Source organism: Hydrogenophaga sp. Root209 (assembly GCF_001428625.1).
GTDB lineage: Bacteria > Pseudomonadota > Gammaproteobacteria > Burkholderiales > Burkholderiaceae_C > Hydrogenophaga.
Genome location: NZ_LMIE01000034.1, coordinates 22,283 through 36,974, shown reverse-complemented (window position 1 = coordinate 36,974; position 14,692 = coordinate 22,283). Strand labels below are relative to the sequence as shown.

Annotated in this window: 13 protein-coding genes; 2 read left to right on the top strand and 11 right to left on the bottom strand. The window is 64.1% G+C overall.

The window, feature by feature from the left end:
- Window positions 1-153: 153 nt before the first annotated feature.
- The 11 genes from ASE11_RS24365 to ASE11_RS24315 all read right to left on the bottom strand — a co-directional run bounded on the left by ASE11_RS24365 (window position 154) and on the right by ASE11_RS24315 (window position 12,553).
- Window positions 154-1,371: a CaiB/BaiF CoA transferase family protein gene (locus ASE11_RS24365; protein ID WP_056278232.1), complete on the bottom strand. Its 1,218-nt coding sequence runs from the start codon at window positions 1,369-1,371 to the stop codon at window positions 154-156.
- 9 nt (window positions 1,372-1,380) lie between these two features.
- On the bottom strand, window positions 1,381-2,547 hold the full coding sequence (locus ASE11_RS24360) for an acyl-CoA dehydrogenase family protein (protein ID WP_056278231.1): 1,167 nt from the start codon (window positions 2,545-2,547) through the stop codon (window positions 1,381-1,383).
- A gap of 66 nt (window positions 2,548-2,613) precedes the next feature.
- Window positions 2,614-3,417: an enoyl-CoA hydratase/isomerase family protein gene (locus tag ASE11_RS24355; RefSeq protein WP_056278228.1), complete on the bottom strand. Its 804-nt coding sequence runs from the start codon at window positions 3,415-3,417 to the stop codon at window positions 2,614-2,616.
- 51 nt (window positions 3,418-3,468) lie between these two features.
- Complete coding sequence (locus ASE11_RS24350; protein WP_056278221.1) at window positions 3,469-4,314, bottom strand: MaoC/PaaZ C-terminal domain-containing protein; 846 nt, start codon at window positions 4,312-4,314, stop codon at window positions 3,469-3,471.
- A gap of 11 nt (window positions 4,315-4,325) precedes the next feature.
- On the bottom strand, window positions 4,326-5,246 hold the full coding sequence (locus tag ASE11_RS24345) for an SDR family oxidoreductase (protein ID WP_008905467.1): 921 nt from the start codon (window positions 5,244-5,246) through the stop codon (window positions 4,326-4,328).
- 30 nt (window positions 5,247-5,276) lie between these two features.
- Complete coding sequence (locus ASE11_RS24340) at window positions 5,277-6,434, bottom strand: thiolase (RefSeq protein ID WP_056278218.1); 1,158 nt, start codon at window positions 6,432-6,434, stop codon at window positions 5,277-5,279.
- 61 nt (window positions 6,435-6,495) lie between these two features.
- Complete coding sequence (locus ASE11_RS24335) at window positions 6,496-6,903, bottom strand: Zn-ribbon domain-containing OB-fold protein (RefSeq protein WP_056278216.1); 408 nt, start codon at window positions 6,901-6,903, stop codon at window positions 6,496-6,498.
- Window positions 6,900-8,069, bottom strand: coding sequence for an acyl-CoA dehydrogenase family protein (locus tag ASE11_RS24330; protein WP_056278213.1), 1,170 nt, complete (start codon window positions 8,067-8,069; stop codon window positions 6,900-6,902). The genes ASE11_RS24335 and ASE11_RS24330 overlap by 4 nt, the downstream gene beginning before the upstream one ends.
- The gene (locus ASE11_RS24325) at window positions 8,066-9,232 is read right to left on the bottom strand and encodes an acyl-CoA dehydrogenase family protein (protein WP_056278211.1); all 1,167 of its coding nucleotides are present in this window, start codon (window positions 9,230-9,232) and stop codon (window positions 8,066-8,068) included. The genes ASE11_RS24330 and ASE11_RS24325 overlap by 4 nt, the downstream gene beginning before the upstream one ends.
- Before the next feature lie 81 nt (window positions 9,233-9,313).
- Complete coding sequence (locus ASE11_RS24320; RefSeq protein WP_056278207.1) at window positions 9,314-10,480, bottom strand: acyl-CoA dehydrogenase family protein; 1,167 nt, start codon at window positions 10,478-10,480, stop codon at window positions 9,314-9,316.
- A gap of 18 nt (window positions 10,481-10,498) precedes the next feature.
- On the bottom strand, window positions 10,499-12,553 hold the full coding sequence (locus ASE11_RS24315; RefSeq protein ID WP_056278205.1) for an NADPH-dependent 2,4-dienoyl-CoA reductase: 2,055 nt from the start codon (window positions 12,551-12,553) through the stop codon (window positions 10,499-10,501).
- Window positions 12,554-12,709: 156 nt separating this feature from the next.
- Between ASE11_RS24315 and ASE11_RS24310 the strand changes: the two genes are divergently transcribed.
- Entirely contained in the window at window positions 12,710-13,876 is a 1,167-nt protein-coding gene (locus tag ASE11_RS24310) for an acyl-CoA dehydrogenase family protein (protein ID WP_056278202.1), read from the top strand.
- Complete coding sequence (locus ASE11_RS24305; RefSeq protein WP_056278198.1) at window positions 13,873-14,661, top strand: enoyl-CoA hydratase/isomerase family protein; 789 nt, start codon at window positions 13,873-13,875, stop codon at window positions 14,659-14,661. Before ASE11_RS24310 ends, ASE11_RS24305 begins: the two co-directional genes overlap by 4 nt.
- Window positions 14,662-14,692 lie beyond the last annotated feature (31 nt).

Genomic DNA, 14,692 nt, shown 5'->3' with positions numbered 1-14,692 from the left:
TTATCACTGAGGGTGCCTATGACATAGCACGGTCGACCACCTGCCTGTGCGCAGCTTGCCGATCCGATTTTCTGTTCTGCATAAAGGCTTTCATTTTCTCACCTAACATTAGTTAGGTATATGGGGTTTCCCCTAGTCTCTGGCAGGCAGAGTTCATGTCGCAACGTGTTCTACGATGCTTCCCCGTGCGATCAGGGCATCAATGGTGGCGGCGCCGTAGCCGTGCTCCGTCAGCAGCTCACGTGTGTGTTGGCCGAAGCGCGGCGGCGCGCTGTGGGCGCGCCCCGGTGTGCGTGACAGCTTGACCGGGATGCCGATGCCAGGCACACCCTCGACCTGCACCACCATGTCCCGATGCAGGGTGTGGGGGTCCGTCAATACCTGCGGAATGGCCCTGACGGCGCCGGCCGGAATACCGGCGGCCAGTAGGTCACGGCACAGCTGTTCGCCATCCACCTCTTGCAACTGCGCCTCTAGCAAGGCGCGCAGTTCGTCGCGATGGCGAAAACGCTCGGCGTTGGTGGCAAAGCGCGGCTCGCTGGCCATGTCGGGATGGCCGAGGAACTCGCACAGTTTTTTCCACTGCCCGTTGTTGCCGATGCCCAGGAAGACCTCGCAGGTCCGGGTCGGAAACTTGTCGTAGGGCACGATGTTGGAGTGCGCATTGCCGCTGAGCCTGGGTGTCTGGCCCGACTGCAACCAGTTTGCACTTTGCGGATGCAGCAGCGACACGGCGGTGTCGTACAGCGTGGCCTCGACGAACTGCCCGCGCCCGGAGCGCTGCCGCTCGATCACCGCCAGTAGCACGCCTATCACGGCCGACAGGCCGGTGGTGATGTCGACCACCGGGACACCGACCCGCAGCGGGCCGGTGTCCGGCGTGCCGTTGACGCTCATCAGGCCGCCCAGTGCCTGTGCCACCGCGTCGTAGCCAGGCGCGCCGCCGAGCGGCCCATCGGCGCCGAAGCCGCTGACCCGGCAGTGGATCAGGCGCGGGAAGCGCTCGCGCAGCGTCTGTTCATAGCCGATGCCCCAGCGCTCCAGCGTGCCGATCTTGAAGTTCTCGATCAGCACGTCAGCGTCTGCCAGCAACTTGAGCACAATCTCGCGCCCTTCGGGCTTGGACAGGTCGATCACGATGTCGCGCTTGTTGCGGTTCAGGCCGTTGTAGTAGGCCGCCGTGCCGTCGTCGGCAAAGGGTGGGCCCCAGGCGCGGGTCTCGTCGCCAGCGGGCGGCTCGACCTTGATGACCTGCGCGCCGTGGTCGGCCAAAATCTGTCCGCAGTACGGGCCACCGAGCACGCGTGAGAGGTCAATCACCTTCAGGCCGGCCAGGGCACCAAAGGCGGGCAGGGGAGCGTTGTTACCCATGGTGGCCTGTCAATAGGAGCGCGGCAGGCCCATCACATGCTCCGCGATGTAGTTCAACACCAGCTCGCGGTTCAACGGGGCCGTGCGCAGCAACCGCACCAGACCGTACAGGTCGTAAATGCCGTATTCCTTGGTGAAACCGTTGCCGCCATGGGTCTGGATCGCCGCGTCAACGGCGTGGATGCCGGCTTCGGCACCCGCGTACTTGGCGATGTTGGAAAACTCCCCGGCAGGCAGGCCCTGGTCGAAGGCCCAGGCGGCCTTTAGCGCCATCAGTGAGGCCATCTCGATCTCGCAGCGGGCAATCGCCAGCGGGTGCTGCACGCCCTGGTAGGCGCCGATGGGGGTGTTGTTGAACACCTTGCGGTCGTTGGCATAGGCCACGGCCTTCTTCAAGGCAAAGCGTCCGACGCCGGTACACAAGCCCGACAGGATGATGCGCTCGGGGTTGAGCGTGTCGAACAGGATGTTGAAGCCTTTGCCGACTTCGCCCAGCACATCGGCCTCGGTGAGCTCCACGTTGTCAAAGAACAGCTGCCACTGCGTTTCTGGCACCGGGAAGGCAATCGGAATCAGTGTCTTGCTGATGCCTTTTTTCTTCATGTCGACCATGAAGATGGTGAAGCCGTCGGTCTTTTTCTTCACGTCAGCGCGCGCTGTGGTGCGGGTCACGACCATGGCGTAGTCGGCGCAGTTGGCGTCGGTGATGTAGACCTTCTGGCCGTTGAGCTTGAAGCCGCCCTGGCCATCGGACTTGGCGATGCTGGTGATCTCGATCGAGTTGGAGCCGGCGTTCGGTTCGGTGATGGCGAAGCAGAACTTGATGTCGCCGGAGCAGCCGCCCGGCAGAAAGCGGCGCTTCATGTCCTCGCTGGCGTGCTTGGCCAGCAGACCCATGGTCATGGTCGGGCCGACCACCAGGTTCAGCAGCGGAATGCCGTTGTTGGCCAGTCCCTCCATGAACAGCAGCATCTCGGTCATGCCCTGGCCGGCACCGCCATAGGCCTCGGGCACCATGATGCCGAGAAAACCGTCGTTGGTGATCTGCTGGTACAGCTCGGTGGGGCGCTCGTTCTTGTCGGCGTAGCCGCGCCAGTAATTGTGGTCGAACTGCTTCGAGATACGGTCGCCGTACTCGTAGATCATCCGTTGTTCTTGGGTCAGTGCGAAATCCATGGGGTGTTCTCCTGTGTGGTGGGGCGTTTTGGCTCCTTCCCCCAGCGGGAGAAGGAGCGAACTCAATCAGACCTGGGCCGAGGGGAACTTGGGCGCGCGCTTCTCGCGCACCGAGGCCACGCCCTCCTTGGCGTCTTCGCCCAGGAAGCACAGCATTTCCATCGCCAGCGAGCTCTCGAAGATCGGGCGCGCCACGTTCATCCAGCCGTTGAGCGAGCGCTTGGTGAAGCGGATCGCCTGCTGGCTGCCATTGGCCAGTTTGTTGGCCACGGCCATGGCCTTGTCCATCAGCTCGGCGCGCGGCACGCACAGGCTGACCAGACCGATGCGCTCGGCTTCCTTGCCGTTCACGAACTCGGCCGTCATCAGGTAGTACTTGGCCTTGGCCATGCCGCACAGCAGCGGCCACAGAATGGCTGCGTGGTCGCCGGCGGCGACGCCGATCTTGACATGGCCGTCGGTAATCTTGGCCTCCTCGGCCATGATGCTGATGTCGGCCAGGAAGGCGACTGCCAGACCGGCACCGACGGCCACGCCGTTGATGGCCGAGATGATGGGCTTGTCGCAGGCCATCATGTTGTAGACCACGTCCGAAGCCTCGGTCATGGTGTTGGCGATTTCCTTCGGGTTGCCGACCATGCCGGCCACCCATTCCAGGTCGCCGCCGGCCGAGAAGGCCTGGTCGCCCGCGCCGGTGATGACCGCCACCTTGGTCTTGGCATCGTCAGTGACCACGCCCCAGATCTTGGTCAGCTCCCAGTGCAGCCGGCCATTGGTGGCATTCATGACCTCGGGGCGGTTGATGGTGATGACCAGCACGCCGTTGGGCTTGTGGTCGAACTTGAGGAATTGAAAGTCAGCGTAGTTCATGTTGAGGCTCCTTGAAAAAAATTGAAAACGAAAATGAAAGGCAAAGGACGGTCAGCGCAGCTCGGCGCGTCCGTTGTTCAGCACGACGATGTCGCGTTCGACGGCGCGGGCGCGAAAGGAAACGACCTTGCCATCCACCCAGAGCTCGGTGCGTATCGTTTCGCCGGGGTAAACGGGTGACGAAAAACGCACATCCAGCGACTGCAGGGCGCTCGGGTCGCCGCCGCAGACGCGCTGGGTGAGTGCCCAGCCGGCGATGCCGTAGGTGGCCAGGCCGTGCAGGATGGGCTGCTTGAAACCAGCGGCGCTTGCCACCGCGGGTTCGGCGTGCAGCGGGTTGTAGTCGCCCGAGAGGCGGTAGATCAGCGCGGCACGCGGCTGGGTGGCGAAATCGTCGCTGTGATCAGGCGCGCGCGTGGGCAGCTCATGCACGGTTTTGACCGGCCCGGCCGGGCCGCCAAAGCCACCGTCGGCGCGGCAGAAGGTGGTCGAGGTCAGCGTGGCCAGCAGTTCGCCGCTGGTGGCGTCCGTCACCGTGCGCTCGGTGTAGATCAGAGCCCCCTTGTCCGGCCCCTTGTCGATGATCTGGCTCACCCGCGTGCGCCCCTCGGGCGGCACCGGCCGGTGCAGGCGCAAGCCCTGTTCGCCATGCACCAGCCGCACCCAGTCAACGCCGGTGGCCGGGTCCTTGAGCCACATGCCGGGATAGCCCAGCACCACCGGCAGCGTGGGCAGCGCCAGCAGGTTCTTTTCATAGACAAAGCGCAGCTCGGTCTCGTTGGTCGGGTCGGTGCCCAGGCCCACGCCCAGTGCGTAGAGCATGGTGTCGCGCTGGGTGTAGCGATGGCGAACGTCCTCGAACGGCCATGCCATCAGTTTCTCGTAGTTGATCGCCATGGCAGATGACGTCAGACGGGATCCCAGGAGAACACGATGTTCGAGCTCTCCAGCGGATAGAAGTTCTGCTTCATGGCGGGCAACACGCGCTCGGCGATGGTCTCGGGTGTCCAGCCCTCGGCGGTGTGCATGCCGCGGATCGGGCGCGACTGGCTCATGAGGAAAATCTCGTTGCCGCGCACGGCGAAGATCTGGGCCGTGACGTCGGCTGCGGCATCGCTGGCCAGGAAGGTGGCCATGGGCGCAATCTGCTCGGTACCGAGTTTTTTTAGTTTTTCCACGCGTGCCTGCTGCTCGGGTGTGTCGGTGGGGATGGCGCCGATCATGCGGCTCCAGGCGAACGGCGAGATGCAGTTGGAACGCACGTTGTAGCGTTGCATGTCGCCGGCGATGTGGCGCGACATGGCCACGATGCCCAGCTTGGCAGCGGCGTAGTTGGCCTGGCCCAGGTTGCCGATCAGGCCGGACGTGGAAGTCATGTGCACATAGGCACCCGACTTCTGCGTCTTGAAGTGCGGGGCGGCGGCGCGCGAAGTGAAGAAGCTGCCGTTGAGGTGCACGTCGATGACGGCGCTCCACTCCTCGGGCGACATGTTGAAGAACAGGCGGTCGCGCAGGATGCCGGCGTTGTTGACGACGATGTCGATGCGCCCGAAGGTGTCGGCCGCGCATTCGATGATGCGGTTGGCCGTGGGCCAGGTCGAGACGCTGTCGGTGCTGAGAACGGCCTGGCCGCCAGCGGCCTTGATCTCGTTGACCACCTGCTGGCCGTGGCTGGCGTCATTGCCTTCGCCGCCGACCGAGGCGCCGATGTCGTTGACCACCACCTTGGCGCCTTGCGCCGCCATCATCAGTGCGATGTCGCGGCCGATGCCCCGGCCCGCGCCGGTGACCACGGCGACTTTGTCTTGCAGCATGTTGCCCTTGCTCATGAAATGACTCCTGGTTGTTGATTTGAAAAATCAGACGGTGGCGGCCGTGCCCAGCAGGGCCGTCACCTGGCTGGAGAGAACGCCGCCGTTGCCGTGACACAGGGCGATCTCTGCGCCCGGTACCTGGCGGTCGCCGGCCTCGGCGCGCAGTTGCTGCACGGCCTCGATCAGCAGGAACATGCCGTACATGCCAGGGTGACAGCACGACAGACCGCCGCCATTGGTATTGACCGGCAAATCGCCCCCCGGTGCGATGCGCCCGTTGCGCACGAAAGCGCCACCTTCTCCCTTGGCGCAAAAGCCCAGGTCTTCGAGGAACAGCAGCGTGTTGATGGTGAAGGCGTCGTACAACCCCAGCACGTCCACGTCCTTCGGTGCCAGACCGGCCATGGCAAAGGCGCGCGGCCCGGACTCGGCGGCTGCGGTGACAGTCAGGTCGGGCATGGAGCCGATCTGGCGGTGCCAGGTGGCCGCAGCCGTGCCTAGGACATAGACCGGCGGTTTGGGAAAGTCGCGTGCCCGCTCGCTGCGCACCAGCACCAGGGCGCCGCCGCCGTCGGTGACCAGGCAGCAATCGAGCACCGACAGCGGATCGCTCACCAGCCGCGAAGCCAGCACCTGTCCGATGCTGAGTGGATCTCGCGTGTGGGCCAGCGGATTGAGTTGTGCCCACTGGCGCGCTGCCACCGCGATGTGCGCCAGGTCCTCGCGCGTGGTGCCGTATTGGTGCATGTGGCGCGCTGCGGCCAGGGCGTAGCTGGAGATCGGGTAGCGTGGCTCGTATGGCGCCTCGTACAAGGGCGTTTCGGCCATCGACTTGAGCTTGCCGAAGCCCGAGCCCTGGTTGCTGCCGTAGCAAATGAGCGCCACGTCGCACTGGCCGGTGTGCAGCGCCATGGCCGCAGTGAGCAGGTGGCCCACATAAGACGAGCCGCCGACCATCGTGGCTTCGCAGAACTTGGGATGGATACCCAGATATTCGGCCACCGATAAACCTGCAAGGAAGTGATAGGACGAGCCGGTGAACAGGCCATCGACATCGGACAGCTTCAAGCCTGCATCGGCCAGCGCGCCGTGCACCGCTTCGCCCAGAATTTCGAGCGCGCTGCGACCGGGGGCCATGGGCACGCCGCCCAGGCTGGCACCCACGATGGCGGCCGCGCCGCGCAGGGGAGAGATGGTGCTCATGGAGGACCTTCGTGCTGCGCACTGCGGTGCGAGCTTGCTTGGGAACGGCCCGACGCGGCGCTCATGGTGTGGCGCCCTCGGGGATGAAGACCAGCAACTTGCCCTTGGCAGGATCGTCGATCACGCGCGCCTGCACCCGCATGCCGATGCGCACCTGGTCGGGTGCAATGCCATCGATGCGCGACATCAGCCGCGGCCCTTCGGCTAGGTCCACCAGCGCCACGTTGTAGTCGCCACCGGCTTGCGGCTTGCGGCGCACCGTGGTGCTGGAATAGACGCAGCCGACCCCGCTGGGTTCAATCCAGTCGAGCTGGGCCGAGCCGCAATGGGTGCACAGCGCGCGCGGATAAAACACATGCTGACCGCAGGCGCTGCAACATTGGATTTTAAAGCGACCTTGCGCCAACCCTTGCGCGAACAGCGCGTCCGGGCCGCAGCCGTCAAATGCCGGATAGCCCGATGCGCTCATGACGGCAACTTCAGCACGCTGGAAGCCAGGATGTTGCGTTGCACTTCGTTGCTGCCGCCGTAGATGGTGGCCGGGCGCGCATTGTAGAAGGTGGTCAACGCATCGGTTTTGCCACCGGGCAGGGCTGTGGAGCCGGGCGTGCCGCCACTCGATCCCATGACATCGACCAGCAGGTCGGCCAGCCGCGAATAGGTTTCGGTGGCGAACAGCTTGAGCATCGAGACATCGGGTCCCAGGGTTTCGCCGCGCTTGACTTGATCGATGAAACGGCCATAGAGCGCGCCCAGGTCGGACACGTCCAGCGCCAGCTTGGTGTAGCGGTCCACGAAGCCGGTGTCTTCGAACAGGCCGAGGCGCTGCGCGGCTTCCTGCACGCGCGCCAGCGCGTACTGGCTTTGTTTGGGGCTGCCCAGGAAGATGCGCTCGAATCCGAGCAGCGCCTTGGCGATGGTCCAGCCCTTGTTAAGCTCGCCGACGATGCTGGTGCGCGGCACGCGCACGTTTTCCAGGAAGACCTCGCAGAAGTCTTCGCTGCCCGCGATGTTGCGGATGGGGCGCACCGTGATGCCCGGCGTGTTCATGTCGACCAGCAAAAAGCTGATGCCTTCCTGCTTCTTGGCCGATTTGTCGGTGCGCACCAGCAGGAAAAAGTGGGTGGCGTCCTGTGCCAGCGTGGTCCAGGTCTTTTGCCCGTTGACGATAAAATCGTTGCCATCGACCACCGCCTCGGTGCGCAGACTGGCCAGGTCGGAGCCCGAATTGGGTTCCGAGTAACCCTGGCACCAGATGTGCTCACCGGAAATGATCTTGGGCAGGTAGTAGGCGCGCTGGGCGTCGTTGCCATGGTTGATCAGCAGCGGGCCGACCATGGTGATGCCCATGTCGGGCGCGCGCGCCACGCCCCAGCGCTCCTGCTCTTCAATGAAGATGATGAGTTTCTCGGGTGAGAGTCCCATGCCGCCGTACTGCGTGGGCCAACTCGGCGCGACCCAGCCTTTTTCTGAAAGCCTCAGGTACCAAGGGCCGATTTCGGACCAGCGCAGGCGCCGTTGCGGGTAGCGCCATTCGCTGGGGAAATGTTCTTCAAAGAATTCGCGCAGTGTGGCGCGAAAGCTGGCGTTGTCGAACGCATTCCAGTCAGTGGAAGTGGAGGCGGTGGTGTTCATGCGTGCTCCTGCGCGGTGGCGTTTTGGGTGAGGTTGGCGTAGCGGCGGCGCTGCTGGTTGCCATTGCCCAGCCAGGCGGCCAACACCAGAGCACGCTGCAGATACAGGCCCAGGTCGTATTCGTCGGTGACGCCGATGGCGCCGTGCAGTTGCACCGCCTCCCGCGCCACCTGCAGCCCCGCATCCGACGCGCGCGACTTGACGCGGCTTGCCAGGGCAGAGCGCGCGCTGGCGTCGGCGGCCGGGTCATCTAGCAGGGCCAGAGCCTGCGTCACCACGCTGGCAGTCAGTTCCTGCTGAATCAACAGGTCCACAGTGCGGTGCTGCAGTGACTGGAAGCTGCCTATCGGCTTGCCGAACTGGATCCGCGTTCGCAGGTAGTCTTGTGTCATGGTCAGCATGCTGCGCACAAGGGCCAGCAGTTCAACGCTGGCCAGTACCAGGGTTTCGTCGTAGGCGCGGGTCAGCGCGGCCGCGGCGGCGGCCCCTTCGGCCAGCAGGTGGCTGGCGGGCAGGCGAACGCTGTTCAAGTTGAGCTGTGCTGCATAGCTGCCGTCGGCCAGCGGCTGGCTCGACAGGGTAAGGCCGGATGCATCTGCCGGCACCCACACCAGGACCAGACCTTGTGGGTTGGTGGCGCTGACGATGTAGCCGTCGGCCCCGGCACCGGGGCGTACATGGCGCTTGTAGCCATGTATCAGCAGGGAGTCGCCCTGGCGCTCCAGCCGGGTCGCGGCCAGACCGGGCTGGTCTTTCGCGCCGGTTACATCTTCCTGCCAGGCCACGGCGGGTAGCGTGCGACCCTCGGCGAGTTCGGTCAAGAGACGCATCGATAGCTCGGTGGCACCCACATGGGACAGCAGCCGGCCGGCAAACACCAGCACCGGCACCACCGGTTCGGGCGCGACCTGAGAAGCCAGGGCGGCCGCCACCTCGGCCATCTCAGCGAAACCCTGGGCGTAGCCGCCCAATTGTTCGGGCACCAGCAGCCCGGTCCAGCCCTGCTCGGCCAGGGCGCTCCAGAAGCGGCGGTCGTAGCCCGGCACCTGTTGGCGCAGGGCGCGGGCACGGTTGAGTGGTGATTCTTTGGTGACGAAACTTAGCGCGCTTTCGCGCAGCATGGTCAGTTGTTCAGCGCGTTCGCTGTCGTGGGTGGTAGTCATGATGGGGTGGGTGCTGGCCTGGGTAAAAATTGGGTATTGCTGGCCTCAGCGGGAAGAAAATCGGTCGCGAGCTCGTGAATGTCAATAGGATTTAGGCAGGCCCAGCACCTTCTCAGCGATGAAGCACAGGATGAGTTGCGGGCTGATCGGCGCGATGCGCGGAATCATCATTTCGCGCAGATAACGCTCGACGTGGTATTCCTTGGCATAGCCATAGCCGCCCAGCGTGGCCATGGCGCGCTGGCAGGCGTTGAAACCAGCCTCGGCCGCCATGTACTTGGCAGCATTTGCGTCGGCGCCGCAGGGCAGGCTGTTGTCGTATTTCCAGGCCGCGCGCATCGCCATCATTTCAGCGGCCTCAAGCTCCATCCATGATTGCGCCAGCGGATGCTGGATAGACTGGTTCTGCCCGATGGGCCGGTCAAAGACCACGCGCTCGCGGGCGTACTTGACGGCTACCTGCAGCGCCGCCCGACCCAGGCCGACGGCCTCGCCCGCGATCAGCACCCGCTCCGGGTTCATGCCATGCAGGATGTACTCAAAGCCGCGGCCTTCTTCGCCGATGCGGTCTCCTACCGGCACGCGCAAGCCGTCGATGAAGAGTTCGTTCGAGTCGACCGATTTGCGTCCCATCTTTTCGATTTCGCGCACCTCGACAAAACTGCGGTCGAGGTCGGTGTAGAACAGGCTCAGGCCGAAGGTCGGTTTCTTGCAGTCCTCGATCGGAGTGGTGCGCGCCAGAATGAGCATCTTCTCTGCCACCTGGGCGGTCGATATCCAGACCTTCTGGCCAGACAGCACATAGTGGTCGCCTGCCCGTTCGGCGCGGGTTTTCAGACGGGTGGTGTTCAGGCCGGTGTTGGGCTCGGTGACGGCGAAGCAGGCCTTCTCCTTGCCCTGGATCAGCGGAGGCAGCATGCGGCGTTTCTGCTCCTCGTTGCCAAACACCGCCACGGGCTGCAAGCCGAAAATGTTCATGTGCACCGCCGATGCGCCAGACAGCCCCGCACCCGACTGTGAGATGGTCTGCATCATCACGGTCGCTTCACTGATGCCCAGTCCGACGCCGCCATATTCCTGTGGCAGACAAACGCCGAGCCAGCCGCCGTCGGCTAGAGCGCGGTGCAGCTCATGCGGAAAGCCGCCCAGCCGGTCCCGTTCGAGCCAGTAGCTGTCGTCAAAGCGAGCGCAGATTTTGCCGATTGCTTCGCGTATCGCTTCATGTTCCTGGTTGTGGGCGAAATCCATGGTGGTGTTCCAGTGGACTCAAATCGCCAGACCGAGGCGTGTGCCTTGGTCAATGGCGCGCAAGGCGTCGAGTTCGGCGGCCAGCTCGGCGCCGCCGATGACATCGGGCGCCAGGCCGAGCGCGCGCAATTCGGCGACCAGCGCGTTCTCGCTGTCCTGGCCGGCGCAAATCACGATGGTGTCCACGTTCAGCGTCTGCGGTACACCGTTGACGCGCAGGTGCAGCCCGGCGTCATCGATGTGTTCATAGACGCATCCTGGCAGCGTGCGCAGGCCGCGCCGCGCCAGCTCGGCCTTGAGTGCCCAGCCAGTGGACATACCCAGACTGCGTCCAGGCTTTTCAGGTTTTCTCTGCAACAGGGTGACTTCGCGTGGCGCGCTGATTGGCAGTGCCGGTTTGAGGCCACCCGCAGCTGCGGGCGAGGTATCGACGCCCCATTCAGCGTAAAACTGCTCAAGCGCCTGAGGCGCGTTGGCAGCATTACCCTCATGCTCGTCATGCAGCAGGAAGGTGGCTACATCGAAACCGATGCCACCGGCGCCGATCACCGCGACCCGGCGGCCTGCCTGCACCCGACCCGACAGCAGATCGGCATAGCTCATCACTTTCGGGTGAGCCATGCCCAGGAGCTGCGGCAGGCGCGGGCGCACGCCGGTGGCTATCACGATGCGGTCGTAGTGACCGGCAGCTAGAGATGGGGCATCCGCCCGGCTGTTGAGCCTGAGCGTCACGCCATGCCGAGCCACGCCTTGCCTGAAATAGCGCAACAGTTCGTTGAACTCCTGCTTGCCCGGCACGGCCCGGGCCAGGTTTAACTGGCCGCCAATCTCGGGTCCAGCCTCGAACAGGGTGACCGCATGACCGCGTTCCGCCGCAGTCAGCGCGCAGGCCAGTCCGGCCGCGCCGGCACCGATCACCGCCACCTTGCGCTGCATGGCCCGTGACGGCATCAGCGAGAACTCCAGCTCGCGCCCGGCGCGTGGATTGACCAGACAGGTGGCGGGGCGGTCGGCGAAGATGTAGTCGAGACAGGCTTGGTTGCAGGCGATGCAGGTGTTGATCTCATCGGCGCGGCCCTGCGCCGCCTTGCGTACGAAGTCGGCATCGGCCAGGAAGGGGCGCGCCATCGACACCATATCGGCGTCACCGCTGGCCAGGATTTCTTCGGCCAGATCGGGCGTGTTGATCCGGTTGGAGACGATGACAGGAATCGTCACTGCTTGTTTGATGCGGGCCGCCGCAAAGCGCCACGCCGCGCGCGGCACCACGTAGGCAATGGTCGGGATGCGCGCTTCGTGCCAGCCGATGCCTGTATTGAGGATGTCAGCGCCTGCGGCCTGCACCGCCTGGGCGAGCTGGATGATGTCGTCAGCCGGGGCACCGCCCTCGACCAGATCGAGCGCCGAAACCCGATACATGAGCAGAAACTGCGACCCCAGGCGTTCGCGCGTGCGCCGCACGATCTCCACCGGCAGGCGATGACGATTTTCCATGCTGCCGCCAAATTCGTCGCTGCGGTTGTTCGTGCGCGTGACGGTGAACTGGTTGAGCAGGTAGCCCTCCGAGCCCATGATCTCGACGCCGTCGAAGCCGGCGCGTTGCGCCAGTTCGGCACAGCGTACATAGTCTTCCACCGTTTGCCAGACTTCGGCCGTGCTCAAGGCGCGAGGCGCGCGGGAGTTGATCGGGGAGGGGATGTCAGAAGCGCCCACTGGCCTGGCGACTTTTGCGTAGCGCCCTGTGTGCAGGATTTGCAGAATGATCTTGCCGCCCTCGGCGTGCACCGCCTGAGGGATCGGTCTGAGCACATCGGCTTGTGCCGTCGTGATAAGCAGGGGACCCGTTTCATCCAGCAGGCCATCCTGGCAGGGGGCATAGCCGCCCGTGACAATCAGGCCCGCGCCGCCGCGTGCGCGCTCGGCATAGAACAGGGACAGCCGGTCGATCGACCGGTCCAGCGACTCCAGACGTGTGTGCATCGATCCCATCAGCGTTCGGTTGCGAAGGGTGTGCGCGCCTACCTTCAGGACGGAGAGTAGCGTCGGAAAGAAAACAGTGGCTTCGGTGGACATGGGGAACGCCTCTTTAAAAATCTAACTAACACCTGTTCGATGATATCATGCGACAACGACCAGCCATGCAATTGGCGAGCACCTCAAATTCTTCGTCCGGATTGACGGTGTGATGCAGGCGGCGATTTCGACAACAGTCAGTCAGGAGATTTACCCATGATGTTCGACGATGACCAGATTGCGCTGCGTGACGTGGCGCGCCGCTTTGCACGAGAGAAGCTCAGGCCCGATTACCAGAAGCGCGAATCGCAACCTGGCATCGACCGGGCCTTGTTCAAGGAAATGGGTTCGCTCGGTCTGATCGGTGTTGATCTGCCCGAGGAATATGGCGGCTTGGGCCTCAGTGGCGTCACGGCCGGCATGATCACCGAGGAAATTGCCTATGGTGACTTCAACGTCAGCTACATGCAGCTGCTCAGTTCGCTGATGGGCGCCATCATCCATGCCAATGCGTCCCCCGAGCTGGCGCGCACCTGGAACAGCCGGATCGTGGCGGGCGAGGCCATCGTCGCGCTGGGTCTGACCGAACCACGGGGCGGCTCGGATGCCGCCAATCTGCAACTCAAGGCGCGTCGCGTGGGCGACGAGTACGTGCTTTCCGGCGAGAAAACCTCCATCACTTTTGCCGACCAGGCCGATGCCATGGTGTTGTTCGCACGCACCGGAAAGCCCGAGGATGTCGCACGAGGCATCAGCGCCTTCCTGGTCGATCTGAATCAGCCCGGCGTGCAACGCACGCGCTTCAACGATGTTGGTAGCAAGATCATCGGCCGTGGTTCGGTGTTTTTCGACGATGTGCGGGTGCCGGTCGAGAACCGGCTGGGCGAGGAGGGCAAAGGCTTCACGCAGGTGATGCAGGGCTTTGACTTCAGCCGCATCCTGATCGCGCTGCAGTGCGTGGCCGCCGCGCAGGCCTCGATCGACGAAGCCTGGGAATACGTGAAGGAACGCCAGACCTTTGGCGCGCCGCTGGCGCAGTACCAGGGCGTGAGCTTTCCCCTTGTCGAGTTCGAGACCCTGATCGCCGCTTGCCGCCAGCTCTGCTACCACGGCCTGGCCCTGCGCGATGCCGGTCAGCCGCACACCGCGGAAGCGGCCATGGTCAAGTGGATGGGCCCCAAGACCGCTTTTGACGCGATTCACCAGTGCCTGCTGACCTTTGGGCACTATGGCTGGTCGATGGACCTGCCTCACCAGCAGCGCCTGCGCGACGTGATGGGCCTGGAAATCGGCGACGGAACGGCGCAAATCATGAAGCTGATCGTTGCCCGCGAGCGCGTGGGACGCGCCGCCGTGCAGTACGCCAAGGAGAGCAAGAAATGATTCAGACATCCCCAGTGGAGATCAGCCGTGCCGGCGCCGTTGGAATTATCGAGTTAGCCCGCCCCGAAAAATTCAATTGCCTGTCGATGTCCGTTCATGCGGCCATCGAGGCCGCCATCGACGGATTCGAGAAATCCGACTCCGGTGTGCGCGCCATTCTGATCCGGGCGCAAGGCAAGCACTTCTGCACCGGCGCCGATCTGGATGAGGTGAAGTCGCTGCGTGGCGATCCAGCCAGGCTCAAGCACTTCATCAGCTATGGTCACAGCGTGCTCAAGCGCCTGGAACGCAGCGATTTGCCGGTGGTGGCGGCCTGCCAGGGTCTGACCCTGGCCGGTGGCAGCGAACTGATGCTGGCCTGCGACATCATCTTTGCGGCCAAGGACGCGCGCTTTGGCGACCAGCATGCCCAGTTCGGCCTGATTCCCGGGTGGGGCGGCAGCCAGCGCATGCCACGCATTGCGGGTCTGCGCCGTGGCCTGGACCTGTTCTTTTCGGCGCGCTGGATCGATGCCGCCACCGCCGAGCAGTGGGGGCTGGTGAACTATGTGGTCGAGCCTGAGCAGTTGGGTGAAGCGGCGCTGGCGTATTGCAGCAAGATCGCCACGCGCAGCCGCATCGGCATGGCCACCATGAAACGTTTGGCACGGCAAGGCATGGAGGGTTCGTCGGAGGTCGGTCTCCAGCTTGAGGAAGACCTGGCCAGCGCGGCTCTGCTCGATGACGACGTCAGCGAAGGTCTGGCGGCCTTCGAGGCACGCCGTACACCGGTGTTCAAGGCCTGAGCGGCTGAATGCTTTGTCTCGCGAATAGGCG

Excerpts from the sequence above, each read along its gene's own strand:
- ASE11_RS24320 (WP_056278207.1), bottom strand. The coding sequence starts at position 10,480 with ATGGATTTCGCCCACAACCAGGAACATGAAGCGATACGCGAAGCAATC.
- ASE11_RS24345 (WP_008905467.1), bottom strand. The coding sequence starts at position 5,246 with ATGAGCAAGGGCAACATGCTGCAAGACAAAGTCGCCGTGGTCACCGGC.
- ASE11_RS24315 (WP_056278205.1), bottom strand. The coding sequence starts at position 12,553 with ATGTCCACCGAAGCCACTGTTTTCTTTCCGACGCTACTCTCCGTCCTG.
- ASE11_RS24305 (WP_056278198.1), top strand. The coding sequence starts at position 13,873 with ATGATTCAGACATCCCCAGTGGAGATCAGCCGTGCCGGCGCCGTTGGA.
- ASE11_RS24365 (WP_056278232.1), bottom strand. The coding sequence starts at position 1,371 with ATGGGTAACAACGCTCCCCTGCCCGCCTTTGGTGCCCTGGCCGGCCTG.
- ASE11_RS24330 (WP_056278213.1), bottom strand. The coding sequence starts at position 8,069 with ATGAACACCACCGCCTCCACTTCCACTGACTGGAATGCGTTCGACAAC.
- ASE11_RS24325 (WP_056278211.1), bottom strand. The coding sequence starts at position 9,232 with ATGACTACCACCCACGACAGCGAACGCGCTGAACAACTGACCATGCTG.
- ASE11_RS24350 (WP_056278221.1), bottom strand. The coding sequence starts at position 4,314 with ATGGCGATCAACTACGAGAAACTGATGGCATGGCCGTTCGAGGACGTT.
- ASE11_RS24360 (WP_056278231.1), bottom strand. The coding sequence starts at position 2,547 with ATGGATTTCGCACTGACCCAAGAACAACGGATGATCTACGAGTACGGC.
- ASE11_RS24335 (WP_056278216.1), bottom strand. The coding sequence starts at position 6,903 with ATGAGCGCATCGGGCTATCCGGCATTTGACGGCTGCGGCCCGGACGCG.
- ASE11_RS24310 (WP_056278202.1), top strand. The coding sequence starts at position 12,710 with ATGATGTTCGACGATGACCAGATTGCGCTGCGTGACGTGGCGCGCCGC.
- ASE11_RS24340 (WP_056278218.1), bottom strand. The coding sequence starts at position 6,434 with ATGAGCACCATCTCTCCCCTGCGCGGCGCGGCCGCCATCGTGGGTGCC.
- ASE11_RS24355 (WP_056278228.1), bottom strand. The coding sequence starts at position 3,417 with ATGAACTACGCTGACTTTCAATTCCTCAAGTTCGACCACAAGCCCAAC.